This is a genomic window from Tabrizicola sp. BL-A-41-H6, assembly GCF_050632395.1.
GTDB lineage: Bacteria > Pseudomonadota > Alphaproteobacteria > Rhodobacterales > Rhodobacteraceae > JAUYQR01.
Genome location: NZ_CP192600.1, coordinates 1,457,580 through 1,480,912, shown reverse-complemented (window position 1 = coordinate 1,480,912; position 23,333 = coordinate 1,457,580). Strand labels below are relative to the sequence as shown.

The following is a 23,333-nucleotide window of genomic DNA, read 5'->3' as shown; positions in this document are numbered from 1 at the left end:
TGCGCGTGTCCATCAATTGCTGGCGGCAGTTACAGCATCGGTGGCGACAGGTTCAAGCTTTGGCCTGAGGCCCATCATCGGGGCGACGCGACGGATTATCTCGGCGGCGACGGGAACGGCGGTCCAGCCGGCGGTGCGGCGCGGTTCAGAACCCGAGGTGTCGATCGGTTCATCGAGCGTGACGATCAGCACATATTGCGGGTTGGACGCAGGGAATACCGAGGCGAAGGTGTTCACGACCTTGTCGTGATAGTAACCGCCGGTGCGCTTGGGTTTGTCTGCGGTGCCGGTCTTGCCCGCGACCTCGTACCCCGGCACTTCGCCAAGGCTGGCGGTGCCTTCGGTGACGACGCGGCGCAGCATCTTGACGGCTTCGTGGGCGGTCTTTTCGCTCATCACGCGCACGCCGGTGGTCGGGCCTTCGCGTTTCAGGAGCGTCGGCTTGATCATCACCCCGCCGTTGCCGATTGCGGCATAGGCGGCGGCAAGGTGCAGCGGGCTGGCCGACATGCCGTGGCCGTAGGAGGTGGTTATCGTCACGATTTCCGGCCATTTCTTGGGGATCAGCGGCTTGGCACCGGGGGCTTCGATCAATTCGACCGGCGTCGGCTCGAAAAAGCCAAGCGATTTCAGGAAGGCCTGCTGGCGCAAGGGGCCGATCATCAGCGCAATATGGGCGGTGCCGACATTCGACGATTTCGCGATCACGTCGGTGACGGACAGTAGCGGGCCGTAGTTCTTGCCTTCGAATTCCTTGATCTGGTGCTTGCCCCACTGCATCGGCGCATTGGCGTCAACCAGCGTATCGGGGGTGACGAGGCCAAGCTCCATCGCCTGCGAAACGGCGAAGATCTTGAAGGTCGAGCCAAGTTCGTAGACGCCCTGCACCGCGCGGTTGAACAAGGGGCTGTCGCCGGGTTCGGCAGTCTTGTCGACCAGCGGGTTCGGTCGGTCGTTCGGATCGAAGGTCGGCAGTGAGGTCAGGGCGACGATCTCGCCAGTGCGAACGTCCATCAGGATGGCCGCGGCGCCCTTGGCGTTCAGCATGGTCATGCCGGCGTATAGCACTTCTTCGATGGTGGCCTGCACCGACAGGTCAAGCGACAGGGTCAAAGGCTTGTCACCCTGCGCGGGATCGCGGAGGCGGGTGTCGAGTGCCTTTTCGATGCCGGCGACGCCGATCACCTCGGCGGAATGGACGCCCTCGGCACCAAAGGACGTGCCGCCAAGTACGTGGGCCGCCAGCGTGCCGTTGGGGTAAAGCCGCATCTCGCGCGGGCCGAACAGAAGGCCGGGATCACCGATCTCGTGCACCTTCTGCATCTGTTCGGGGGAAAGCACCTTCTTGATCCAAAGAAAGCTGCGCCCGTCGGTGAAGCGGCGTTCAAGATCCTTGGCCTTGAGGTCGGGGAAGATGTCGGCCAGTTTCTGCGCCACTCCCTTCGGGTCGACCATGACCTTGGGGTTGGCATAAAGCGCGTGGGTGGTCATGTTGGTCGCAAGGATGCGGCCGTTGCGATCCACGATATCGGCCCGTTGGGCGATGATTTCGGCACCGGGAGCCGAGGCGCGGGGTTCCACAGGGTCGGTCGCGGCCAACAGGCCCATCCGCGCGCCGATGGTGGTGAAGGCGGCGAAGAACGCGACCCCAAGGATCAGCAGACGAAACTCGGCGCGGGCGCGGGACTTGTCGCGCATCACCTCGTGGCGCAGGCGCAGGTTCTCGCGTTCGATTGTGTCGGGGTTTTCGCCCTGCTGGCGGGCGTGCAGGATGCGGGCAAGCGGGCGGAGCGGCGTGCGCATCAGAGGTCACTCTCCGGCTGGGGCTGGATGCCCTGGATGTCCACGGGCATGTCGATCTGCGGCAGGTCGGGGGCGGGATAGGCGATCTGGCTGGGGGTACCGAACTGGCCCGGCAGCATCGGCAGCAAGCCGAGCCGGTCGAAGTTGATGGTGGCCAGTTCGCGCAGGCGGTCGGGGCGGTTCAGGTAGGCCCATTCGGCGCGCTGCACCGACAGCGTTTCACGCAGGTCGGCGATCTGGCGTTGCAGACCTTCGACGTTCTTCAGGGCGGCTTGTGTGGCGTAGTTTTCGCGGTAGGCCCAGAAGCCAAGCGCGATGACCGCGAGGAAGGTGAGGACATAAAGCACGGGGCGCATGTCAGCGGCGTCCTTTCCGGGTGATCTGCGGCACACCGAGGTCGGCGGGGTTGATGGCCAGCGGCGGGGCTGCGGTGCGGCGGGCGACGCGCAGCTTGGCCGAGCGGGAGCGGGGGTTGCGCGCCAGTTCGTCGTCGTCCGCCGTGACGGCGCGGCGGGTCACAAGGTCGAAGCGGGCGGTGGTGTCGGTTTTCGCCGGGGCGTAGCGGTTGGCGTTCGCCTCGTGCCCGGAAGCAAGCTGGAAGAAGCGTTTGACGATGCGGTCTTCGAGGCTGTGGAAGGTGACGACGGCGAGCATCCCGCCGGGTTTCAGCGCGCGTTCGGCGGCGGCGAGGCCCTCGGCAAGTTCGCTGAATTCGGTGTTCACGGCGATGCGGATCGCTTGGAAGGTGCGGGTCGCGGGGTGGCTTTGGCCGGGCTTCGGGCGCGGCAGGCAGCGGGCGACAATCTCGGCCAGCCGCAGGGTGGTGGTGATCGGTTCGCGCGCGCGTGCGTCCACGATGGCGTGCGCAATGCGGCGCGAGGCGTGTTCTTCGCCGTAGGCGTAGATCAGGTTGGCAAGGTCGGTTTCTTCCAGCGTGTTGACGAGGTCGGCGGCACTGTCGCCCTGCTGGCTCATCCGCATGTCCAAAGGACCGTCGCGCATGAAGGAAAAGCCGCGTTCGGCCTGGTCAAGCTGCATCGAGGACACGCCGAGGTCGAGGACGATGCCGTCGAGGGGCGTGCCCGCGTAGGTGTCGAGGTGGGAGAAGGTGCCTTCGACGAGGGTGAGGCGGTCGCCGTAAGGCTTGGCCCATGTGGCAGCCATTTCAAGCGCAAGCGGGTCACGGTCGACGCCGATCACGCGCGCGCCAGCATCCAATAGCGCACGGGTGTAGCCCCCTGCCCCGAGCGTGCCATCAAGCCAAAGGCCCTGAACCGGGGCGACGGCCTTCAGGATCGGGTCGAGAAGGACCGGAATGTGGGGATCATCTGATTGGGGGCGACCGGGCAGCGGATCGCGCATCGCGGCCCCCTACCCTGACCGTTTGTGCCGCCCGACGAGGGTCAGCGGATCGGTGTCGTCGTCGTCTTCCTCGGCCAGTTCGGCGTCATAGACCTCGCGGCGGTAGAGGCGGAAGCGGTTGGTGAAACCGGCAAACGCCGCCTCGCCGCCCGAGGCGAGATCGTCGCCCTGAAAGCCCATCTTCTCGCGCACCTTTGGGGGCAGCACGATGCGACCGTCGGGTTCGATTTCGACCATGACCGAACGGCTGATCAGATCCCGTTCGGCGCGGGTGCGTTCGGTCGAGCCCATGTCCATCGCCTCAATCTCGGCGGCCAGCGCATCGGCACCGCGGCGCGAGTAGCATTCGACGAAAGTGCGGGATTTGCCGCCGTAGACAAGGTAGACGCGCGGGCGGGCGGTTTCGCCAAGCGGCTGGTCGTCGGCTTCCAGAATACGGCGAAAGGCGGCCGGGATCGACACCCGGGCCTTGCTATCTACCTTCTGGTAGAACTCGCCTCTGAACGCCTCTGCCATCGCCATTGTGGCCTTGTAAAAATGTCCCAAACCCAAGCGATGAAATAGAAAAGGCGGATCGGGTTGCTGCCACTACCCGATCCGCCGCTGTCCCATCGCTGGGCGTCCAGCTACGCGCGCCACCTGGGGGAGATGTCTGCTCGCTCGCGCGCCGGATCTCTGTCGTCCGATGAAGGGGGCGGCCTGTATGAAGCTGCCTATCGCCTTGTTCGGGGTCTTGAGCTGCCCCTGCTTTTCAATGCCCTCTGCATCGTCCGTGAGAAAGGGATGCCATGGGACAGTATGGGAATCAATGGAAATCTTTGGGAGAAGGCGCGAGATGTTGTGCGCCGCAGGGGCGGGAAACAGCATATTGCGGGTCGCGGGGGCGTGATTTTGCTATCACTAGGGATCAAGTCGCCGTTACCGCCTAGATATGGTAGATTGGGCGGCCGTCCGGGAAGTCCCATGATCTCCCAAAAAACTTGGGCGAAGGCGTGAAGGCGACGCTGCAATCAGACGTTGAGCCAGGGAATCGGCCCGCCGGAAGCGCAGCGAGCAACGCGGCCCGGCGGTTTCCCATGCTTTCCCATGCGTTTGATTCGGCGGTCAGGCCGCCTTGGGCCGCGCGAACAGCAGGCGCAGATAGCGTTCGGCGTGGTCAAGCGCGTCACGCATCGCAGCGGCGTCATCCAGCGCCTTGGCGGTGATGATGCCGCCCTGCACGATGACCTGAAGGTAAAGCGCCAGACTTTCCGCCGTGACGCCCGGCACAGGATGGCGGACCAGCGCTTCGGCAAGATGGGCGCGGACGTGGGCGGCGCCGGACCGGATGCTCGCCTCGGCGGCGGCGCGGATCGCGGGGTGGGTGTGGTAGGTTTCCTGCACCGTGGTGCCGGCGACGCAGGAAAACTCGGGGATCGGGCGGTCAAGCAGGCTGCGGCGAAGGTCGATGTAGGCGAACACCCGGTCCAGCGGATCTGGCAGGGTATTGTAGGGGTGGGCGGCGAACATGGCGCTGGTGGTTTCGGTCCAGTGGTCCACCACCGCAGCACCCAGCGCGTCCTTGGACGGGAAATGGTGGAAGAAGGCACCTTTGGTCACGCCAGCGGCGGCGCAGAGGTCATCGACGCTGGTCGCGGCAAAGCCCTGGCGACGGATCAGGTCCGTCGCCGCAGCCAACAGGCGCTGGCGGGCTTCGCCGCGGGGGACGCGGGTCATATGGGGCCGGTTCGGGTGGGCAGGATCATTCCGCCTTGTCCCAGAGCGCCGGGTTGGGTGTCAACACCGCCCAGAGCAGACCGAAGGGATCGCGCACCATGCCCCAGTCATCGCCCCAGGGTTGGCGGGCATAGTCGACGGCCACGGCGCAGCCCGCCGCGACGGCGCGGTCGAACCAGGCTTTCCCATCGGCCACCACCAGTTGCAGATGGCCGCGGGCGAATGGCGAGCCTTCCGGCGACCCTTCGCCGACATGGTCGGTCAGCATCAGGGCGCCGCCGTTGATTTCGACCTGAAGGTGCATGTAGTGGCCGGGCTGGCCGGGGGTTTCCATCCGACCGATGTCCTTTGCGGCGAAAGCTTTCATGTAGAAATCCGCCGCCTCGCCCGCCTTGCCCGCAAGGCTGAGGTAGGGGATCACGCCCTGCATGATGCGGTCGGCGGGTCGGTAGCGGCGGTCGTGGGGGATATCATCGGACATGGGTTTTCCTTTCAGGCTGCGGCGGCGTGGATGGCGGCAAGGTCGATCTTGCCCATCGTCATCATGGCAGAGAGGACGCGGGCGGCGCGGGCCCGGTCGGGGTCGCGCATCAGGCGGGCGAGTTCGGCGGGGACGATCTGCCACGACAGGCCGAAGCGATCCTTCAGCCAGCCACAGGGGCCGTGGCTGCCGCCACCTGCGACCATCGCATCCCAGAGGCGGTCGGTTTCGGCCTGATCCGGGGTTTCGACAAGGATCGAGACGCATTCCGACAGCGGGAACATCGGACCGGCGTCAAGGATCTGGTAGGGGGTGCCATTGAGGGTGAAGTCGATCACCTCGAAATGCATGTCGCCGTCGGGGCCGCCGTGATCGGAGGCGTAGAATGCCTCGACGTGGCTATCGGGGATCTGGGCGCAGTAGAACTCGGCGGCTTCGCGGCCGTGGCCGTTGAACCACAGGACGGTGCGGGTTGTGTGGGTCATGGGTGGTCCTCCTCGGGAATTACAATACCAACCAGTCGGTATGTAATCAACCGAAAAGAAAACCCGGAGGGCCAGGGGCTTCCGGGTTTCGCGGTTTGGGGATCAGGCCATGCCGCCGTCGATCAGCCGGCGGGCTAGGGCGGCGTAGGCGGCGGCGTGGGCGCCCTCGCCCGCAGCAATCGGCGTGCCGCTGTCGCCGGCGACGCGGACTTCGAGGGCGAGGGGCAGTTCCCCAAGGAACGGCAGGTCCAGCTTTGCCGCCTCGGCCGCGACGCCGCCGTGGCCGAAGATATGCGCCTCGTGACCGCAGTTCGGGCAGATGTAGGTGGACATGTTTTCGATCAGGCCGAGGACGGGGGTCTTCAGCTTGTCGAACATGTCGAGTGCCTTGCGCGCATCCAGAAGCGCCACGTCCTGCGGGGTGGAGACGACGATGGCACCCGTGAGGTGGGTGCGCTGGCAAAGGGTCAGCTGGATGTCGCCGGTGCCGGGCGGCAGGTCGATGATCAGGATATCAAGTTTGCCCCAAGCGACCTGACCGAGGAGCTGCTGCAGCGCGCCCATGATCATCGGGCCGCGCCAGACGACGGCCTCGTTTTCCTTCAGCATCAGGCCGATCGACATCATGGTGACGCCATGTGCCACGAGGGGTTCGATGATCTTTCCATCGGGCGAGGCGGGGCGTTTGGAGACGCCCATCATCTTTGGCTGGCTTGGGCCGTAGATGTCGGCATCCAGAAGGCCAACCCGCCTGCCCTGCCGCGCCAAGGCCACGGCGAGGTTGGAGGCGACGGTGGATTTGCCGACCCCGCCCTTGCCGCTGGCGATGGCGATGATGCGGTCGATGCCGGAGATGCGCTGCGGGCCGCCCTGCTGCGGCGTGGGGTGCTGGCCGATCTTGAGGCTGGGCGGTTTAGGCGCGGGGCCATGCGCGGTCATCACCACCTGCACCGAAGCGGCACCGGCCTGACGCAGCTTTGCCTCGGCCTCGGCTTGGGCGGGGGCAAGGGCGCGGGCCTGGTCGGGATCTGCGGCTTCGATCACGAAACGGACGGTATCCCCGTCGACGGCGAGGGCGCGAATCAAGTCCCGGCTGACCAGATCGCCCCCGCCGGGCACTGCGACGCCGGCAAGGATGTTCACCACTGTCTGCCGCTCAACCACGATCCGTTCCTCCGCTGCGTAATGTTTGGGCCAACGTCGACATTGTTGTGCGGGGACGCAAGGTCAAGTTGACCAAATGCTCAAAATTTGCGCGAAGAGGCTGAGAATTCATGACAATTTCGTGTCGTGAGCCATGCGGATGCTGCATGGCGGCATTGCGCGCCCTATCTATTGTGCAGGTGCAGCAAGTGGCCCATGTTACCCCTAACAGCGCGACAGACGTTGTTCCGGAACCTGAAGAGGCTTGAGTGAAATGGCATATGTGAACAGTACCCGCGTCGCCCGCAACGGATTGGCAGACCGGTTTGCAACCCTGAACGAAACGATCCGTACCGCCCTGCGCCAGCGCCGGCTTTATACCCAAGCGGTGCGCGAACTTTCCACCCTGAGCGACCGCGAACTGGCGGACCTTGGGATCAGCCGGTTGAGCATTGCGGATGTTGCCCGCGAGGCTGCTTACGGCAAGTGAGTTTTCGTAAGGCCCCTCTCCTCCTCCCTGGGGTCTTTGCGACATGCGGCGGTGCCAACCTCCTCCCTGGCATCGCCGCCCTTTTCTTCGGGGTCTTGTCCCCAACGACTTTAGGCGGCCCTCTCCTCCTCCCTCGGGCCACCTGAACCTGCGGCGGCGTCCACCTCCTCCCGGACGCTGCCGCACCTTGATACGGGGCTTTGCCCTGCCTGACTTTAGGCGACCCACCTCCTCCCGGGTCTCCTGAACCCGCGGCGGCGTCCACCTCCTCCCGGACGTCGCCGCACCCTTTCCCTTCGACATTCTGAAAAGAAGCGGCGGCGGCGGTGCGCAGGGCACGCTGTTCATCCAGCGTTCATCGCACGGCCTACCAATCACCAAGATTGCTTCCGAATTCGACCACGTTTGCAACTTAGGAGTGTGGTTAATGGAATTCGGGAGACCTTGTCGTGATCAGAAATATCCATTGCAAAAGCCCTGTCCGAACGGCTCGCGCCTTTCTTTCTGATGACGGCGGATCGGTGACGGTGGAATTCGCTTTGATGGTCCCTCTGTTTACGGGCCTTTTGATGCTGATGACCGATGCCAGCATGCTTTACCTGCAACAATCCAAGCTTTTGAACGTATCGCGCGACACCGCGCGGATCGTGTCGCGCTATGCGATGACAGCGGTCGAGGCCAAGGCCTATGCCGAGTCGGTCGCATCGAACGGCAGGGGGACCGCGACGGCGAAGGTGACCATCGCAAACGGTTTCGTCACCGTCACCGTGTCGAGCCCGTCGAAAGTCGCCGCACCCTTCGGAATCATCAAGTTCGCCGTCGGTGACACGCTGACCGCAGCAACGACCAACACAATGGAGCCTGTCTGATGCGCCTTCGCAACCTTCTGAGCGCCGTTTCGGCAAAAGCCTTCAAGCGCGGCGGGTTCCGGGCCAACGAGGCCGGCGGGATCACAACGCTTTCGCTGTTCGGCGTGCTGGGCTGCTGCATGATCGCGGGCGTCGCGGTCGACGTGTCCAACCTTTACCGCAACAAGGAACATCTGACGCTGACCGCGGACGCCGCAGCCTTTGCCGGGATCGTCAAGCTTGCCCAGACGAACTCGACCACTCAAGCGCAGGCCGCTGTTGCGGCCGCGATCGAAAAGAACATGCCGGTAAAGACCTTCGGCAAGGTGACAACGGCGACCGACGTGCAGATGGTGCGCTATGACCCGATGACGAAGAAAGTCGTCTCTGGAACGCCGAATGCCGTGAAGGTCACGGTGCGGCGGGATGACAGCGTCGGCAACCCGATCAAGACCGGCTTGCTGCGGCTTGCCGGATTCGACGAATTTGAAACGTCGGTGTCTAGCGTGGCCTATTATGGCCAGCCCGGTCGCTGCCAGTCTTCGGATGGGATCTATGCCAAGGGGCAGGTCACGATCACCTCGGGCAACTGGATCGGACCGAGCTACTGCGTGCATAGCCAGACGGCCGTCTGGTTGCCGCAGCAGAACACCTTTGCAGCGGGGTCGGGCGTGTCGATGCCGTCGCTGGTGGCGTGCAAGGGCAAGTGCGTCAACAGCGCGAACCCCGGGATCGAAGCGGCGAAGTTCGAGATGAACCTCAACCTGCCGAAGGTGGGCGATCACATTGCTACGGTAGTTGCAGCGATGACTACGGCAACTTCGGATCTCAAGACCCAGGTTTTCACCAACAAGCCGCTTGGGACGAACCTTAACACTCTGGCTACAACAAAGATCTTGAAGAACAGCGACGTCAACAAGCTGGTGCGTGGGTCGGTGGTGAACCTGACAGCGACGCAGTACAACGATCTGATGTTCACCACGAACGGACTTCTGCCCAGCGGCCTTGTCTACAACGTCGACTGCAAGAACAACGGGAACGGCCCGGCCACCTCGATCAGCATCGGTGGATCGAAGAACCGCAAGAATTCGGGGCTGGCGTCGACCACGATCGAAACGGTGAAGGGTGTTGTTGTCATCGCCGACTGCTCGTTCGACGTGGGGCCATATGCCCGGGTCGACAACTCGGTGATGATCTCGACCCGCGTCTCAAGCTCGTCGGCAATCAACTCCGAGGAAGGGGCGATTGTCGGCGACCCGGCGAAGAACTGCAACCTTGACCGCAAGGTCTATGTCCTGACGCAGAGCGGGTTCAGCGTAAACTCGAACTTCACCGCCTCGAACGTGGCGATGGTCGCGAATGGCAACATCAACGTGGCCGCGAACAGCAGCTCCAGCCAGGTCGAACACAAGGGCACGAGCTTTCATGCGGAAGGCTCGATCCAGATACCGGCGAACCACACGTTCAACAGCTGCGCCGAAGATGCGACCAAGCTTTTGCCGAACCTGCGCACCTTCAAGTATGTGATGCCGTCCTGATCTGACGGGCAGATGAAAAGCGAAACGGCCGCAGGTGACTGCGGCCGTTTTCGTTTGCCCGGTAGGTATCAGAACGGCACGTCATCCACCTGATCGGCAGGAATCACCCAGCGCGCGACGATTTTCTTGAGGCCGGCGCGGGCAAATTCGACATCCAGCTTGTCGCCTTCGATCCCGACGATGTCGCCGTAGCCGAACTTCTGGTGGAAGACGCGGTCGCCAAGGAGGTAGGGCGACACCGCTTCGGCGTCGATCACGACGTGGCGGGCTTCGGTCGGCTGGCGCATCGTGCGGTGGGACTGGTTGTCCTGCATCCGCTTCCAGCCGGGAGAGTTGTAGACATCGGCCTTCGACACCCGATCATCGAAGCTGGAGCCGAACCCCACCTGCGCCGCCGCGCCAAAGCCGCCGCCGTAAAGGCCGGGCGGGGTGAGAACATCGACATGTTCGGGCGGCAGTTCGTCGATGAAGCGTGAGGGTAGTTGGCTTTGCCACTGGCCGTAGACGCGGCGGTTGGAGGCGAAGGAGATGGTGCAAAGCCCTTCCGCCCGGGTGATGCCGACGTAGGCGAGGCGGCGCTCCTCCTCCAGCCCTTTCAGGCCGCTTTCATCCATGCTGCGCTGGCTGGGGAACAGGCCATCCTCCCAGCCGGGCAGGAAAATCACGGGGAATTCAAGGCCCTTGGCGGCGTGCAGGGTCATGATGGTCACCTTTTCCTCGGCGCCTTCGGTCTCGTTGTCCATGATCAGCGAGACGTGTTCGAGGAAGCCTTGCAGGTTGTCGAACTGCTCCAGCGCCTTCACCAGTTCCTTGAGGTTGTCGAGGCGGCCGGGGGCTTCGGGCGTCTTGTCGTTTTGCCACATCGCGGTGTAGCCGCTCTCGTCGAGGATGGTTTCGGCAAGGCGGATGTGGTCGTAATCGGGGTGCAGGGTGACCGTATGCCAGCGGTCGACGCCTTCGACGAAGGCGCGCAGTTGTGCGCCGCCCTTGCCGCCGAAGGTGGCCTTGGCCACCGCCTCGCGCGCGCCGTCTAAAAGCGAGACCTGTGCCGCGCGGGCCATCCGCTGGATATCGGCCTGCGCCTTGTCGCCAAGGCCGCGTTTCGGCAGGTTCACGACGCGTTCAAACGCCAAATCATCATCGGGGCTGACGGCGAGGCGGAAGTAGGCCATCGCGTCGCGGATTTCCTGACGTTCGTAGAAACGCGGGCCGCCGATCACGCGGTAAGGCAGGCCGATGGTCAGGAAGCGGTCCTCAAAGGCGCGCATCTGGTGGCTGGCGCGGACGAGGATCGCCTGATGGTTGAGGTCCACCGGGTCGCGGCCACGGGTGCCGCGCTGGATCGCCTCGACCTCTTCGCCGATCCAGCGGGCCTCTTCCTCGCCGTCCCAGTGGCCGATAAGGCGGACCTTCTCGCCGGGTTCGCCTGCGGTCCACAGCGTCTTGCCAAGGCGGCCCTTGTTGGCGGCGATGATGCCCGAGGCGGCGGCGAGGATATGGGCGGTGGAGCGGTAGTTCTGTTCCAGCCGGATCACCGTGGCGCCGGGAAAATCCTTTTCAAACCGCAGGATGTTGCCCACCTCGGCGCCCCGCCAGCCGTAGATCGACTGGTCGTCGTCGCCGACGCAGCAGATGTTCTTGTGACCTTGGGCAAGGAGGCGAAGCCACAGGTATTGGCAGACGTTTGTGTCCTGGTACTCGTCGACAAGGATGTAGCGGAACCAGCGTTGGTACTGCTGAAGCACATCCTCATGCTTTTGAAAGATCGTCACGCAATGCAGGAGCAGGTCGCCGAAATCGGTGGCGTTCAGGGTTTTGAGGCGGTCCTGATAGGCCTCGTAAAGCTCGGTCCCGCGGTTGTTGTAGGCGCTGGCTTCTGACGACGGCACCTTGTCGGGCGTCCACGCGCGGTTCTTCCAGCCGTCGATCAGCGAGGCCAGCAACCGCGCGGGCCAGCGCTTTTCGTCGATGTTGGCGGCGGCGATCAGTTGCTTTAGAAGGCGAAGCTGATCGTCGGTATCAAGGATGGTGAAGTTCGGCTTCAGGCCGACCAGTTCGGCGTGGCGGCGGAGGATCTTCACGGAAAGCGAATGGAAGGTGCCCATCCACGGCATCCCCTCGGCCACCTCGCCCAGCAGGCGGCCGACGCGCAGCTTCATCTCGCGCGCGGCCTTGTTGGTGAAGGTCACGGCAAGGATTTCGTTCGGGCGGGCCTTGTGCAGGTTCAGAAGATGCACGATCCGCGCGGTCAGCGCCTTGGTCTTGCCGGTGCCAGCGCCCGCCAGCATCAGCACGGGGCCATCCAGCGCCTCGACCGCGGCGCGTTGCGCGGGGTTCAGGTCATCCAGATATGGTGCCGCGCGCCCGGCCAACGCCCGCTGGCTGAGCGGAACCGCCCGTTCGAATGCATCGCTTTCATCAAACCCTGCCATGCGGCCATTCTAGCGCCGGATGCGGCGGATGCAACGAAGTGTTCCGCGAATGTTCCGTATTTCGCTGGAAATGACGGGCCGCAAGGTTTCCCTTGGGTCGCAATTCGGTGACAAACGCCGTTTGTCACCCCTTGCGCCGCACCGCAGCACCCATAGAGTGCGCTAGTCCTGCCCGCTTTCCCCCGGAGACCGTCGATGCCCGAATTCAAGAAGATCCTGATCGCCAACCGGGGCGAGATCGCCATTCGGGTGATGCGCGCGGCCAACGAGATGGGCAAGAAGACCGTCGCCGTCTATGCCGAGGAGGACAAGCTGTCGCTCCACCGCTTCAAGGCGGATGAGGCGTATCGGATCGGTGAGGGGCTTTCGCCGGTCGGCGCGTATCTTTCGATCCCGGAAATCATCCGCGTGGCGCGGATGGCGGGGGCGGATGCGATCCATCCCGGTTATGGCCTTCTGTCGGAGAACCCCGATTTCGTCGACGCCTGCGAACAGGCCGGCATCACCTTCATCGGCCCGACCGCCGAGACGATGCGCGCGCTTGGTGACAAGGCCAGCGCCCGCCGCGTGGCGATGGCGGCGGGCGTGCCGGTCATTCCTGCGACCGAGGTTTTGGGCGACGATATGGCGCTGGTGAAGAAACAGGCGGCCGAGGTGGGCTATCCCTTGATGCTGAAGGCATCGTGGGGCGGGGGCGGGCGCGGAATGCGGCCGATCAACAACGAGGAAGAACTGGAAGCCAAGGTCCGCGAAGGCCGGCGCGAGGCGGAAGCGGCGTTTGGCAATGGCGAGGGTTATCTGGAGAAGATGATCCTGCGCGCGCGCCACGTCGAGGTGCAGATCCTTGGCGACAAGCACGGCAACATCTACCACCTGTGGGAACGCGACTGCACTGTGCAGCGGCGCAACCAGAAGGTCGTGGAACGCGCCCCTGCCCCGTACCTGACGCCTGAACAGCGGGCCGAGGTCTGCGAGATGGGCCGCAAGATTTGCGCCCATGTGAACTACGAATGCGCCGGGACCGTCGAGTTCCTGATGGATATGGATTCGGGCAAGTTCTACTTCATCGAGGTGAACCCGCGGGTGCAGGTCGAACACACCGTGACCGAAGAGGTGACGGGGATCGACATCGTGCAGGCGCAAATCCTGATCGAGGAAGGCAAGACGCTGGCCGAGGCGACCGGTGTCGCGCGGCAGGAAGACGTGGTCCTCAACGGCCACGCGGTGCAGTGCCGGGTGACGACGGAAGACCCGCTGAACAATTTCATTCCCGATTACGGGCGGTTGACGGCATATCGCAGCGCAACGGGCAACGGCATCCGGCTGGATGGCGGCACGGCCTATGCGGGGTCGGTGATCACCCGGTATTACGATTCGCTTCTGGTCAAGGTCACGGCCCATGCCCAGACACCCGAAAAGGCGATTGCCCGGATGGACCGGGCCTTGCGCGAATTCCGTATCCGGGGTGTGGCCACGAACATCGAGTTCGTGATCAACCTGCTGAAACACCCGACGTTCCTGAACAACACCTACACCACGAAGTTCATCGACACGACGCCGGAGTTGTTCAACTTCAAGCGCCGCAAGGACCGGGCGACCAAGATCCTGACCTATATCGCCGACATCACGGTGAACGGGCACCCCGAAACCGCAGGCCGCCCGAAACCGGCCGCCGAAGCGCGGACGCCGAAACCGCCAGCGGTACGCGCGGAGCCTGCGATGGGCACCCGCAATCTGCTGGAGCAGAAGGGCCCGAAGGCCGTCGCAGACTGGATGCTGGCGCAAAAGAAGGTGCTGATCACCGACACCACGATGCGCGACGGGCATCAAAGCCTCCTCGCCACCCGGATGCGGTCGATCGACATGATCCGCGTGGCGCCGACTTATGCGGCGAACCTGCCGCAACTTCTGTCGGTCGAGTGCTGGGGCGGGGCGACCTTCGACGTGGCCTACCGCTTCTTGCAGGAATGCCCGTGGCAGCGCCTGCGCGACCTGCGCGCCGCCATGCCGAACGTGATGACGCAGATGCTTTTGCGCGCATCGAACGGGGTCGGTTACACGAACTACCCCGACAACGTGGTGCAGGGCTTTGTCGCGCAGGCGGCCAAGACCGGGGTCGACGTGTTCCGGGTGTTCGACAGCCTCAACTGGGTGGAAAACATGCGCGTCGCGATGGACGCGGTGGTCGAGAACGGCAAGGTCTGCGAAGGCGCGATCTGCTACACGGGCGATCTCTTGGATCCGGCGCGCGCGAAGTATGACCTGAAATACTATGTCGCGATGGGCAAGGAATTGAAGGCCGCAGGCGCGCATGTGCTGGGGCTCAAGGACATGGCGGGGCTTTTGAAACCCGCCTCGGCCCGCATCCTGATCAAGGCGCTGAAACAGGAGGTGGGGCTGCCGATCCACTTCCACACGCATGACACTTCGGGTGCCGGGGCGGCGACGATCATTGCGGCCTGCGATGCGGGCGTCGATGCTGTCGATGCAGCGATGGACGCGTTTTCGGGTGGCACCTCGCAGCCCTGCCTTGGCTCGATCGTCGAGGCGTTGAAGCATACCGAGCGCGACACCGGCCTTGATATCAAGGCGATCCGCGAGATTTCCAACTACTGGGAACAGGTGCGCGGGCAGTATGCGGCGTTTGAATCCGGCCTCCCTGCCCCGGCGTCCGAGGTTTACCTGCACGAAATGCCGGGCGGCCAGTTCACCAATCTCAAGGCGCAGGCGCGGTCCTTGGGCCTTGAGGATCGGTGGCACGAGGTGGCGCAGGCCTATGCCGACGTGAACCAGATGTTCGGTGACATCGTGAAGGTCACGCCATCGTCGAAGGTGGTGGGCGACATGGCGCTGATGATGGTGGCGCAGAACCTGACCCGCGCACAGGTTGAAGATCCCGGCGTGGATGTGGCGTTTCCGGACTCGGTCGTCGACATGCTGAAGGGCAACCTTGGCCAGCCCCCCGGCGGCTGGCCGAAGGGTATCTTGAAAAAGGTGCTGAAAGGCGAGGCGCCCTTGACCGATCGGCCCGGCAAATCCATGTCGCCGGTCGATATCGAGGCGACGCGCAAGAAGCTGGCCGAAGAGCTGCGCCTTGGCGCCGAAGAGGCCGAGGGCGAGACGGTGGATGACGAGGACCTGAACGGATACCTGATGTATCCCAAGGTTTTCATGGATTACCGCGCGCGGCACCGGCTTTACGGCCCGGTGCGGGCGCTGCCGACGCAGACGTTCTTTTACGGGATGCAGCCGGGCGACGAGATCACCACCGAGATCGACCCCGGCAAGGCCTTGGAAATCCGGCTGCAAGCGGTGGGCGAGACCACGGATGACGGCGAGGTGAAGGTGTTCTTCGAACTGAACGGCCAGCCGCGCGTCATTCGCGTGCCGAACCGGGCGGTCAAGGCCAAGACGGCCGCGCGGCCAAAGGCGCAGGACGGCAACGCCAGCCATATCGGCGCGCCGATGCCAGGCTCAGTTGCCAGCGTGACGGTAGTGGCGGGCCAGAAGGTGCGCGCGGGTGACCTTTTGCTGACGATCGAGGCGATGAAGATGGAAACCGGGCTGCACGCCGACCGCGAGGCGGTGGTCAAGGCGGTGCATGTGACCCCCGGCAGCCAGATCGAGGCGAAGGACCTGCTGATAGAACTGGAGTAAGCCCCGCCCCGCCCATCACTTGGGCGGGGCCGGTGCGCTTTGCATCTCAGAATACGTCGAGAAGATAGAGAATGATGATGATCGGGATCGGAATCCCGATGATCCAGGCGAGCATGCCTTTCATGATGTCGTCTCCTTCTTGCGGCGGGCTTGCGGCGGGCGGTCTTTGTGTCCTGCCCGCTTTGCAACGCGCCACGGTTTGATCGCGTTCCGCTGCGCAATCGCGCGCCATAGTTCGACAAACGGCGTTTTTCCCCTTGCAGCCGCCCGCGGGCTTTTATAGATGATCCGCACCGAAACGGAGTGCGGGCGTAGCTCAGGGGTAGAGCATAACCTTGCCAAGGTTAGGGTCGGGCGTTCGAATCGCCTCGCCCGCTCCAATTCGGCAAAATGCGCAGGCGCCCTAAAGGGCGCCTTTTGCATTCGGGGCCGCCCGGGACCGGATGCGCAACGCGGATTTTCGGGAACCAAATCCGTTCTTTCCTGTTGGACCGGAAGCAGAGGCGAACCGTACTGGCATTCACCGCGCTTTCCGAAAGGATCATCATTTTGAGGACCGTCGTCATCCCAGCCGCAGGCAAGGGCACCCGCCTGCTGCCGCTTACCCGCGTCACCGCAAAAGAACTGCTGCCGGTCTATGACAAGGTGGTCATGGATTTCGCCATCGAAGAGGCGACCGCAGCGGGGGCAAGCCGGATCGTCGTGGTGATCAGCCAATCGAAGCTGGCGATCCGCAATTATCTGCAGGATCATGTGGCCGCAGCGCAGGTTTCACCGGCGCGTCCGGTTGCGGTGACAGCGGCCAGCATGGCAAGCCGCCGGCCCGATATCGTGTTCGCCTTTCAGGACGAACCGCTTGGCCTTGGCCATGCCGTCCTGTGCGCCAAGCCCTTCGTCCTACCGGGGCCGTTCGGTGTGATCCTGCCCGATGACGTGATTCTGGGCGAAAACTGCCTTGCAGAAATGCGGGCCGACTATGCCAGCGGCCAGATGGTCGCCGCAATGGAAGTGGCGCCGAAGGAAACCGCGAAATATGGCATCTTCGCCCTGCGCGGTACGGCGGGGTCATCGCGCAGCATCTCGGTATCTGGGATGGTGGAAAAGCCTGCTGCGGGCACTGCGCCATCAACGCTGGCGGCGGTCGGGCGCTATATCCTTGATCCGATGATCTTCGAGATCCTGCCGCACACCAAACCAGGCGCCGGGGGCGAGCTGCAACTGACCGACGCCATCGCCATCGCGGCCAACGCGCTGTCGCTGACCGCGTTCAAGTTTTCCGGCACGCGCTATGACTGCGGCAACCATGCGGGCCTGCTGTCGGCGGCAATGGCGCGGCAGCGCAGCCTGGGGTTGGGTGCCAGCAATGATTGGGCACAACCGCGTCGCAATGGTACAGTAGGCACATTGCGCAGCCTTACACCGCCTTCGGCAGTTGGCGACAGCCTGCGCTGACGGGCCACCCTCGGCGTGCAGTTGCGGCGGGGCCATCTGCAGATCGACCACAACCTGTGATCCTGCAGGTTTCCGGTGTGAACTTTTTGGGTCCGATCGTGGAACCGCAGGGCTGTCTCATGCGTTGATCGCGGTCAGTAAGGTGACAAAAGGGGCAAAAGTGTCAGGCGACATGTCAAAGAAAATGGTTCGTGATCCAGCGGTCAAGGCAGTCAGTCAGGGGCCGAAAGTATCGCGGACAGAAGTGTCGCGCGCCATCGAGGCCAGTCTGAAGCGGGCCTACGAGGCGACCTTGTCCGAGGATGTGCCCGACCGGTTCTTGCAGTTGCTGGCGCAATTGAAGGAAAAGGAACAGAAGCGTTGACGAACACGCTGGATCCTCGTGATGGCATCTCCGAGCACATTCGCGACCTTCGTGCCTTCGCGATGTCGCTGACGCGCAACCATGCGACGGCGGACGATCTGGTGCAGGACACCATCGTCAAGGCATGGTCGAACTTCGACAAGTTCAATGTCGGCACCGATCTGCGGGCATGGCTGTTCACCATCTTGCGCAACACCTTCTTTTCGCTGCGCCGCAAGGTCAGCCGCGAGGTCGCCGATCCTGACGGACTGCATGTCGGGCGTCTGTCGGTGCTGCCGGAACATGACGGCAAACTGGCGATGCGTGAGTTCATGAAGGCGTTCGACCAGCTTTCGGCCGAACACCGCGAGGTGCTGATCCTGGTCGGCGCCAACGGTTATTCCTATGAGGAAGCCGCCAAGATGATGGGCGTCGCCACCGGCACCGCGAAAAGCCGGGCAAGCCGGGCGCGGGCACAGCTTTGCACGCTGATGGGGATGACCTCGCCCTCTGGCAATCCTGTGATGTCCGAACCTGTTGCGCTGGCGGTTGTGAACCGGTCAACATTCGCCGTGGCATGATGCCGGCGTGGACGCGCGGTCGTGTCACCGGCCGCCTTGGCTTCCGGCTGATGGTCGCCGTTGCCGTAGCGCTGACGCCGCTTGCGTTCCTGTCCTACAGTCAGGCCAAACGGTCCGAGGTCGAGGCACAGGCCCGCGCCGAAGCCGCCCTTTTCGGCGAGACGCTGCTGGCGGTGTCGCCGCAGTTGTCGGAAATCAACCTTGCGCGGGGTGCGGCGGCGGCGCTGGCATCGACCATCGTCGATGTGCTGGATGATCCCGCGGCCTGCCAGACCGAAATGGTGCGCCTGCTGCACGCCAGCGAGGCCTTCACCTTTGCCGGGTTCATCCGGCCTGACGGGCAGATGTCCTGTTCATCCACCGGCGAGCCGGGCAACTTTGCCGGTCCGCGGCTGGATGCGCTGAACGCAGATCCCCGTCCAATGCTGATGCTCATCCCCAGCGGCGAATTCAGTGGCGAGGCGGCGCTGATTGTCACCCATCCGGTGCGGGCCGACAAGGATACCCCGGTGTTGGGCTATGTCTCGGTCTCGTTGCCGCACCGGGCGTTGCGCCAGGCCAGCGCCGACACCCTGACCGATGCCGAGACGCGGCGCGATATTGCGGGCCTTGTCACCTTCGACGCCGAAGGCACCGTGTTGACGGCGATGTATGGTCTGGAGACCGTGTCGACGCGGTTGCCCGTCGGCACGTCGCTGGCCGGCTTTGTGGGCAAGCCGCCCGCGATCTTTCAGGGCGAAACCCCGACCGGCGAAGCGCGCAGCTTTGCCGTGATGCCGATCGTGCCGAACGTGCTTTACGTGCTTGGCATCTGGCAGGACCCGGCGAAATCCGGCAGCGCGCTGCTGGCGTCGCTGCCGCTTTGGGCGGTGCCGCTGGCGATGTGGTTTGCCAGCCTGACCGCCGCCTGGATCGGGGCCGAGTTGCAGGTGCTGCGCCCGGTCCGGTCGCTGCGCCGGTCGATCATCACCTTTGCCGGCGGCAACCGCACAGTGACCGCGCCGGACCTGCACAACGCGGCCAACGAACTGCATGACGTGTGCGACGCGTTCGAGCGGATGATCCTGTCAGTGGTTCGCAACGAGGCTGAACTTGAACATTCGCTTTACCAAAAGGAGGTGCTCCTGCGCGAGGTGCACCACCGGGTGAAGAACAACCTGCAACTGATCGCGTCGATCATGAACCTGCAGATGCGCAAATCGGTGACGCCCGAGGCGCGGCAATTGCTGCGAGGGTTGCAGGACCGGGTGATGAGCCTCGCGACCGTGCACCGCGAGCTTTACCAGACCAGCGGTCTGACCGAGGTGGATGCCAAGGAGCTTCTGGAAAGCATCGTGGCACAGGTGCTGCAGATCGGATCGGGCCCGGATCGGCCGATCGACGCGCAGACGGCGTTCCAGCCCATCCGGCTGTCGCCCGACCAGGCGGTGCCGCTGTCCCTGATCGTGACCGAGGCGCTGACCAACGCGATGAAACATGCCGTGCGCAGCATCGGCCGGCCACCGCGCCTGTCGGTGACGCTGGATCATTCCGGGCCGGGGCGCGCTGTGCTGACCGTCGCCAACGAATTGCAGATGAACGATCCGATGCGCAGAGTGTCTGATATGGAGGGCACCGGCCTTGGCCACCAGCTTCTGGCGGCCTTTGCAACCCAGCTTGGCGGCCAGCTTTTCGTCGGCGAGGAGGACGGCAGTTTCGTCGTGCGGCTGGAGTTCGCGATCAAGCCGTCGCAGGCCGACGAGGCCAGCTGACCGCTGCCCTCACGGAACCACGGCCATGGCTTTGGCGTTGATTGTGCAGTGGCATTTGCCGCCCTCACCTTGAAAGGAGATACGCCATGCTTGGTTGGGCACTGACTTTTCTTGTGATCGCCCTCATTGCCGCCGCCCTTGGCTTCGGCGGCATTGCCGGCGCTTCGGCTGGGATCGCTCAGATCCTGTTCTTCGTGTTTATCGTGCTGTTCGTCGTCGCCCTGATCGCCCGCGCGGTGCGTGGACGCCCGCCGGTCTGACGATACGGCAAAACGTGACGTGCAATGGCCGCCGGTGAACCCGGCGGCCCTTTGCATATTCCGGGCGCGTAGGGCGGAAAGGGTACGGGGTGCGGGAACAGTCGGTCGTCCGGTCGGTTGATCACAGGAGCAGCGCGTCGCGTATCAACCGGATGCGACGGCATATGGAACAGGACGGTTTTTCCGGTTTCCCCCCTGGCCATGGATCGGCACTCGCCATTGTCCCGTCCGCGGCGCGCTGTTCGCCCCACTTGTCTGACCATCGCCCAAAAGAAATACAGCGGCCCTTTCGGAGCCGCTGCTTCTTTGGTTCGGGTCGTTCCGCCAGACAATCAGACGGGCGGCGACCGGTCACGCGAAACCGACACCGTGCGGTGGTCATCGAACAGCGATCCGATGCGGAACATCTGCCAGATGGCGCAGATCCCGACGATCACGTAGATCAAGCGCGACCCGGCGGCCTGCTGGCCCCCGAAAATCGCCGCCACGAGGTCGAACTGAAACAGCCCGACCAAAAGCCAGTTGATCCCGCCTACGATCAGCAGGAGTTGCGTGATGATGTTTAGTGTTCGCATATCGCCCTCATGGTTTCTGTCTGACCAGTGAACCACTTAGGTGGCGGCTTGTTCCGCCTTGGGCCGCCGAGGTCTGGGGTGCGACATCTTGCTCCTCCGCCTCTTTGCGGATCCGTTCGAACGTGGCCAACGCCTGCCCCACAACCTGATCCATGTTGAAATACTTGTAGTTGGCCAGACGCCCGACGAACCACACGTCCGGCGTCGCGCGGGCAAGGGCTTCGTATTCCCGGTAGAGGGCTGCGTTTTCTTCGCGCGGGATCGGATAGTAGGGATCGCCCGTGGCCGAGGGGTATTCGAAAGTCACGCTGGTCTTGGCGTGCTTCTGGCCCGTCAGATGCTTGTATTCCGTGACGCGCGTGTAATCCTCGGTCTGCGGAAAGTTGATCGTGGCCACCGGCTGGACCTGTTCGACATCATAGGTCTCATGCTGAAAGCGCAGCGAGCGATAGGGCAGATGCCCCAGCCGGTGATCGAAGAATTCGTCGATCGGGCCGGTAAAGACCATGCGACGGAATTTGACGCTGTCGCGGATGTCGGCGTATTCGGTCGCCAGTCGCAGCTCGATGTTTGGGTGGTCGAGCATCCGCTCGAACATCCGGGTGTAGCCTTCAGCCGGCATCCTCTGGAAGCTGTCGGTGAAATAGCGGTCGTCGTCGTTGGTGCGGGTCGGGATGCGGGCCGTTACCGTACGGCTCAGTTCGGACGGATCGACGCCCCATTGCTTGCGCGTGTAGCCGCGAAAGAATTTTTCATAAAGCTCGTGTCCCACGGTCGACAGCACGACATCTTCCGAGGTCTTGATGTCGTCGATCGGCACCCGCCGTTCGGCCAGAAACCGTTCCACCCCATCCGAGGTCAGGTTCAGGCCGTAAAGCGTGTTGATCGTGGTGCGGTTGATCGGGATCGGCACCAGCATCCCGTCAACCTGCGCCAGCACCCGATGTTCGTAATCGCGCCATTCGGTGAACTGCGACAGGTAATCGACGATCGACTGCGCGTTGGTGTGAAAGATGTGCGGGCCATACTGGTGAATCAGCACTCCCGCCGCGTCCAGCACATCAAAGGCGTTGCCGGCGATATGCGGGCGCTTGTCGATCACCAGCACGCGCTGGTCCATTTGCGAGGCCAGCCGTTCGGCCATGACGCTACCGGCAAAACCGGCGCCAACAATCAACCAATCATACATGGTCAGGCACCGAAGCTGCGGATTTCTTGGCGGCGGTCAGGGTCTTGCCGGTGGCGCGCGACCGAACCGGCAGCAGGACCTCGGAGCGGTTCAACAGGGCCACCTCGTCGCGCATCGTGGCCCAGGTCCGGTCCCACGAGTTTTTCGCCAAGGCAGCGTCGACGGCCTTGCGCTGGCGTTGCGACATGCCTTGCAACGTGCGGGTAAGTGCGGCCACCATCGCCGTGCCTTCAGCGATCTCGACCAGACCGGGGCGACCATAATCCGCCACCACATCGACGATCGGGGTCGAGGCGACGGGCAGGCCGGCCGCCAGAAACTCCGGCGTCTTGGTGGGGCTGATGAAGCGGGTGCATTCGTTCAGCGCAAAGGGCATCCAGCCGGCATCCCAGTTGCCAAGATAGGCCGGCAGGTCGGCATAGTGTTTGGAGCCGAGCCAATGAATGTTGGCCGCTTGCGGCAGGGTTGCCGGGTCGATCTTCACCACCGGCCCGAGGATCACGAAATGGACGTTCGGCAAAGCTTCGGCGCTGAGGCGCAAGAGGTCCAGATCCAGCCGCTCGTCGATCACGCCGAAGAAACCGACGCGCGGGTGCGGGATGGCGGCTTGATCGGCGGGATCGGCGATCTGGCCGCGGGATTTGGCGAAATGCGCGGTGTCGATGCTGCTGGGCAGGCACAGCACGTTTGGATGGCGGTCGCGTTTGGCCTCATAGAGGCTGCGGCCACCGGTGAACACCACGTCGGCACGCTCGAACAGCTCGGCCTCCCGGCGGATCAGGGCGGGCGGAGCAAAGCGGAAGGCGCTCAGCTCGTCCATGCAGTCGTAGACGCAGACATCCTCGTCCAGATGCCCGGCGTAAGACAGCGCCATCGGCGTATAATACCACGCGACAAGCGACGAATGCGGGCGGCTGGCAATAAGGCGGTCCAGCATGCGCCGGATGGTCCGGTCGGGATCGACGTCGTCGTGGGCAAGGTGCGGCGTGGCGATGACCACGCCGGACGGATCGCTGCGCTGGACCAGCTTCGGCGGGCCGTCATGACGCACCGCTTCCTCGAAATAGATCACGTCGTAATCTGCGGTCGCGCGGCGCAGCAGGTGATGCGGGCGCTGGACCACAAGGTCCCAGCGCAGATGTGACAAGCAGACAAGCAGACGGGACGACGCGCCCGGCGCGTCGAGGCCAGTTGGGGGCATGGGAGTCTCCGGTAAGGATGCATGGC

The 23,333-nt window shown here is 63.8% G+C and carries 22 protein-coding genes and 1 tRNA gene; 11 read left to right on the top strand and 12 right to left on the bottom strand.

Annotation, left to right across the window (positions count from 1 at the left end; translation table 11 throughout):
- Positions 1–12: 12 nt before the first annotated feature.
- From ACROUL_RS07405 to ACROUL_RS07370, 8 genes are all read right to left on the bottom strand, one after another.
- Positions 13–1,806, bottom strand: a complete 1,794-nt coding sequence (locus tag ACROUL_RS07405; protein WP_431301260.1) for a peptidoglycan D,D-transpeptidase FtsI family protein — start codon at positions 1,804–1,806, stop codon at positions 13–15.
- Positions 1,803–2,159, bottom strand: a complete 357-nt coding sequence (gene ftsL / locus ACROUL_RS07400) for a cell division protein FtsL (RefSeq protein ID WP_431298873.1) — start codon at positions 2,157–2,159, stop codon at positions 1,803–1,805. Before ftsL ends, ACROUL_RS07405 begins: the two co-directional genes overlap by 4 nt.
- Before the next feature lies 1 nt (position 2,160).
- A complete protein-coding gene (gene rsmH / locus ACROUL_RS07395) occupies positions 2,161–3,165 on the bottom strand; it encodes a 16S rRNA (cytosine(1402)-N(4))-methyltransferase RsmH (RefSeq protein ID WP_431298872.1) in 1,005 nt (334 codons plus the stop codon).
- Between the two features lie 9 nt (positions 3,166–3,174).
- Positions 3,175–3,687, bottom strand: coding sequence for a division/cell wall cluster transcriptional repressor MraZ (locus tag ACROUL_RS07390; RefSeq protein WP_431298871.1), 513 nt, complete (start codon positions 3,685–3,687; stop codon positions 3,175–3,177).
- Between the two features lie 582 nt (positions 3,688–4,269).
- Complete coding sequence (locus tag ACROUL_RS07385) at positions 4,270–4,881, bottom strand: TetR/AcrR family transcriptional regulator (protein ID WP_431298870.1); 612 nt, start codon at positions 4,879–4,881, stop codon at positions 4,270–4,272.
- 25 nt (positions 4,882–4,906) lie between these two features.
- Positions 4,907–5,362 (bottom strand): VOC family protein, encoded by a 456-nt coding sequence (locus tag ACROUL_RS07380; RefSeq protein ID WP_431298869.1) that lies wholly within the window; start codon positions 5,360–5,362, stop codon positions 4,907–4,909.
- A gap of 11 nt (positions 5,363–5,373) precedes the next feature.
- Entirely contained in the window at positions 5,374–5,847 is a 474-nt protein-coding gene (locus tag ACROUL_RS07375; RefSeq protein ID WP_431298868.1) for a VOC family protein, read from the bottom strand.
- Positions 5,848–5,949: 102 nt separating this feature from the next.
- Positions 5,950–7,014 (bottom strand): P-loop NTPase, encoded by a 1,065-nt coding sequence (locus ACROUL_RS07370; RefSeq protein ID WP_431301259.1) that lies wholly within the window; start codon positions 7,012–7,014, stop codon positions 5,950–5,952.
- A 250-nt stretch (positions 7,015–7,264) separates the two neighbouring features.
- Here ACROUL_RS07370 and ACROUL_RS07365 point away from each other — a divergent pair, with 250 nt between their 5' ends.
- The 3 genes from ACROUL_RS07365 to ACROUL_RS07355 all read left to right on the top strand — a co-directional run bounded on the left by ACROUL_RS07365 (position 7,265) and on the right by ACROUL_RS07355 (position 9,866).
- Positions 7,265–7,480, top strand: coding sequence for a DUF1127 domain-containing protein (locus tag ACROUL_RS07365; RefSeq protein WP_431298867.1), 216 nt, complete (start codon positions 7,265–7,267; stop codon positions 7,478–7,480).
- Between the two features lie 449 nt (positions 7,481–7,929).
- Complete coding sequence (locus tag ACROUL_RS07360; RefSeq protein WP_431298866.1) at positions 7,930–8,349, top strand: TadE/TadG family type IV pilus assembly protein; 420 nt, start codon at positions 7,930–7,932, stop codon at positions 8,347–8,349.
- Complete coding sequence (locus tag ACROUL_RS07355; protein ID WP_431298865.1) at positions 8,349–9,866, top strand: hypothetical protein; 1,518 nt, start codon at positions 8,349–8,351, stop codon at positions 9,864–9,866. The genes ACROUL_RS07360 and ACROUL_RS07355 overlap by 1 nt, the downstream gene beginning before the upstream one ends.
- A gap of 68 nt (positions 9,867–9,934) precedes the next feature.
- On the opposite strand, the gene ACROUL_RS07350 is transcribed toward ACROUL_RS07355, so the two are convergent.
- Positions 9,935–12,298 carry an ATP-dependent helicase gene (locus ACROUL_RS07350; RefSeq protein WP_431298864.1) on the bottom strand — a complete coding sequence of 788 codons (2,364 nt, stop codon included), beginning with the start codon at positions 12,296–12,298 and terminating at the stop codon, positions 9,935–9,937.
- 195 nt (positions 12,299–12,493) lie between these two features.
- On the opposite strand from ACROUL_RS07350, the gene ACROUL_RS07345 reads away from it, so the two are divergent.
- From ACROUL_RS07345 to ACROUL_RS07310, 8 genes are all read left to right on the top strand, one after another.
- Entirely contained in the window at positions 12,494–15,955 is a 3,462-nt protein-coding gene (locus tag ACROUL_RS07345) for a pyruvate carboxylase (RefSeq protein ID WP_431298863.1), read from the top strand.
- A gap of 71 nt (positions 15,956–16,026) precedes the next feature.
- Positions 16,027–16,158 carry a hypothetical protein gene (locus ACROUL_RS07340; protein ID WP_431298862.1) on the top strand — a complete coding sequence of 44 codons (132 nt, stop codon included), beginning with the start codon at positions 16,027–16,029 and terminating at the stop codon, positions 16,156–16,158.
- Between the two features lie 102 nt (positions 16,159–16,260).
- A tRNA-Gly gene (locus ACROUL_RS07335) sits at positions 16,261–16,335 on the top strand.
- A 169-nt stretch (positions 16,336–16,504) separates the two neighbouring features.
- A complete protein-coding gene (locus ACROUL_RS07330) occupies positions 16,505–17,407 on the top strand; it encodes a UTP--glucose-1-phosphate uridylyltransferase (RefSeq protein WP_431298861.1) in 903 nt (300 codons plus the stop codon).
- Positions 17,408–17,579: 172 nt separating this feature from the next.
- A complete protein-coding gene (locus ACROUL_RS07325; RefSeq protein WP_431298860.1) occupies positions 17,580–17,771 on the top strand; it encodes a NepR family anti-sigma factor in 192 nt (63 codons plus the stop codon).
- A gap of 62 nt (positions 17,772–17,833) precedes the next feature.
- Entirely contained in the window at positions 17,834–18,331 is a 498-nt protein-coding gene (locus tag ACROUL_RS07320) for a sigma-70 family RNA polymerase sigma factor (RefSeq protein ID WP_431301258.1), read from the top strand.
- Positions 18,328–20,082: a sensor histidine kinase gene (locus tag ACROUL_RS07315; RefSeq protein ID WP_431298859.1), complete on the top strand. Its 1,755-nt coding sequence runs from the start codon at positions 18,328–18,330 to the stop codon at positions 20,080–20,082. Before ACROUL_RS07320 ends, ACROUL_RS07315 begins: the two co-directional genes overlap by 4 nt.
- An 86-nt stretch (positions 20,083–20,168) precedes the next feature.
- Positions 20,169–20,342 carry a DUF1328 domain-containing protein gene (locus tag ACROUL_RS07310; protein WP_305568251.1) on the top strand — a complete coding sequence of 58 codons (174 nt, stop codon included), beginning with the start codon at positions 20,169–20,171 and terminating at the stop codon, positions 20,340–20,342.
- Positions 20,343–20,674: 332 nt separating this feature from the next.
- Here ACROUL_RS07310 and ACROUL_RS07305 read toward each other — a convergent pair whose 3' ends face one another.
- From ACROUL_RS07305 to ACROUL_RS07295, 3 genes are read right to left on the bottom strand one after another with little or no spacing between them, the layout of a single operon-like run.
- The gene (locus ACROUL_RS07305) at positions 20,675–20,917 is read right to left on the bottom strand and encodes a DUF378 domain-containing protein (RefSeq protein ID WP_431298858.1); all 243 of its coding nucleotides are present in this window, start codon (positions 20,915–20,917) and stop codon (positions 20,675–20,677) included.
- 7 nt (positions 20,918–20,924) lie between these two features.
- A complete protein-coding gene (gene glf, locus ACROUL_RS07300) occupies positions 20,925–22,106 on the bottom strand; it encodes a UDP-galactopyranose mutase (RefSeq protein WP_431298857.1) in 1,182 nt (393 codons plus the stop codon).
- A complete protein-coding gene (locus tag ACROUL_RS07295) occupies positions 22,099–23,307 on the bottom strand; it encodes a hypothetical protein (protein ID WP_431298856.1) in 1,209 nt (402 codons plus the stop codon). Before ACROUL_RS07295 ends, glf begins: the two co-directional genes overlap by 8 nt.
- Between the last annotated feature and the right edge of the window lie 26 nt (positions 23,308–23,333).

Coding starts and splice junctions, on each gene's coding strand:
- ftsL (WP_431298873.1), bottom strand. CDS start 2,159: ATGCGCCCCGTGCTTTATGTCCTCACCTTCCTCGCGGTCATCGCGCTT.
- rsmH (WP_431298872.1), bottom strand. CDS start 3,165: ATGCGCGATCCGCTGCCCGGTCGCCCCCAATCAGATGATCCCCACATT.
- ACROUL_RS07390 (WP_431298871.1), bottom strand. CDS start 3,687: ATGGCGATGGCAGAGGCGTTCAGAGGCGAGTTCTACCAGAAGGTAGAT.
- ACROUL_RS07385 (WP_431298870.1), bottom strand. CDS start 4,881: ATGACCCGCGTCCCCCGCGGCGAAGCCCGCCAGCGCCTGTTGGCTGCG.
- ACROUL_RS07380 (WP_431298869.1), bottom strand. CDS start 5,362: ATGTCCGATGATATCCCCCACGACCGCCGCTACCGACCCGCCGACCGC.
- ACROUL_RS07375 (WP_431298868.1), bottom strand. CDS start 5,847: ATGACCCACACAACCCGCACCGTCCTGTGGTTCAACGGCCACGGCCGC.
- ACROUL_RS07365 (WP_431298867.1), top strand. CDS start 7,265: ATGGCATATGTGAACAGTACCCGCGTCGCCCGCAACGGATTGGCAGAC.
- ACROUL_RS07355 (WP_431298865.1), top strand. CDS start 8,349: ATGCGCCTTCGCAACCTTCTGAGCGCCGTTTCGGCAAAAGCCTTCAAG.
- ACROUL_RS07350 (WP_431298864.1), bottom strand. CDS start 12,298: ATGGCAGGGTTTGATGAAAGCGATGCATTCGAACGGGCGGTTCCGCTC.
- ACROUL_RS07345 (WP_431298863.1), top strand. CDS start 12,494: ATGCCCGAATTCAAGAAGATCCTGATCGCCAACCGGGGCGAGATCGCC.
- ACROUL_RS07340 (WP_431298862.1), top strand. CDS start 16,027: ATGATGATGATCGGGATCGGAATCCCGATGATCCAGGCGAGCATGCCT.
- ACROUL_RS07325 (WP_431298860.1), top strand. CDS start 17,580: ATGTCAAAGAAAATGGTTCGTGATCCAGCGGTCAAGGCAGTCAGTCAG.
- ACROUL_RS07320 (WP_431301258.1), top strand. CDS start 17,834: ATGTCGCTGACGCGCAACCATGCGACGGCGGACGATCTGGTGCAGGAC.
- ACROUL_RS07315 (WP_431298859.1), top strand. CDS start 18,328: ATGATGCCGGCGTGGACGCGCGGTCGTGTCACCGGCCGCCTTGGCTTC.
- ACROUL_RS07310 (WP_305568251.1), top strand. CDS start 20,169: ATGCTTGGTTGGGCACTGACTTTTCTTGTGATCGCCCTCATTGCCGCC.
- ACROUL_RS07305 (WP_431298858.1), bottom strand. CDS start 20,917: ATGCGAACACTAAACATCATCACGCAACTCCTGCTGATCGTAGGCGGG.
- glf (WP_431298857.1), bottom strand. CDS start 22,106: ATGTATGATTGGTTGATTGTTGGCGCCGGTTTTGCCGGTAGCGTCATG.
- ACROUL_RS07295 (WP_431298856.1), bottom strand. CDS start 23,307: ATGCCCCCAACTGGCCTCGACGCGCCGGGCGCGTCGTCCCGTCTGCTT.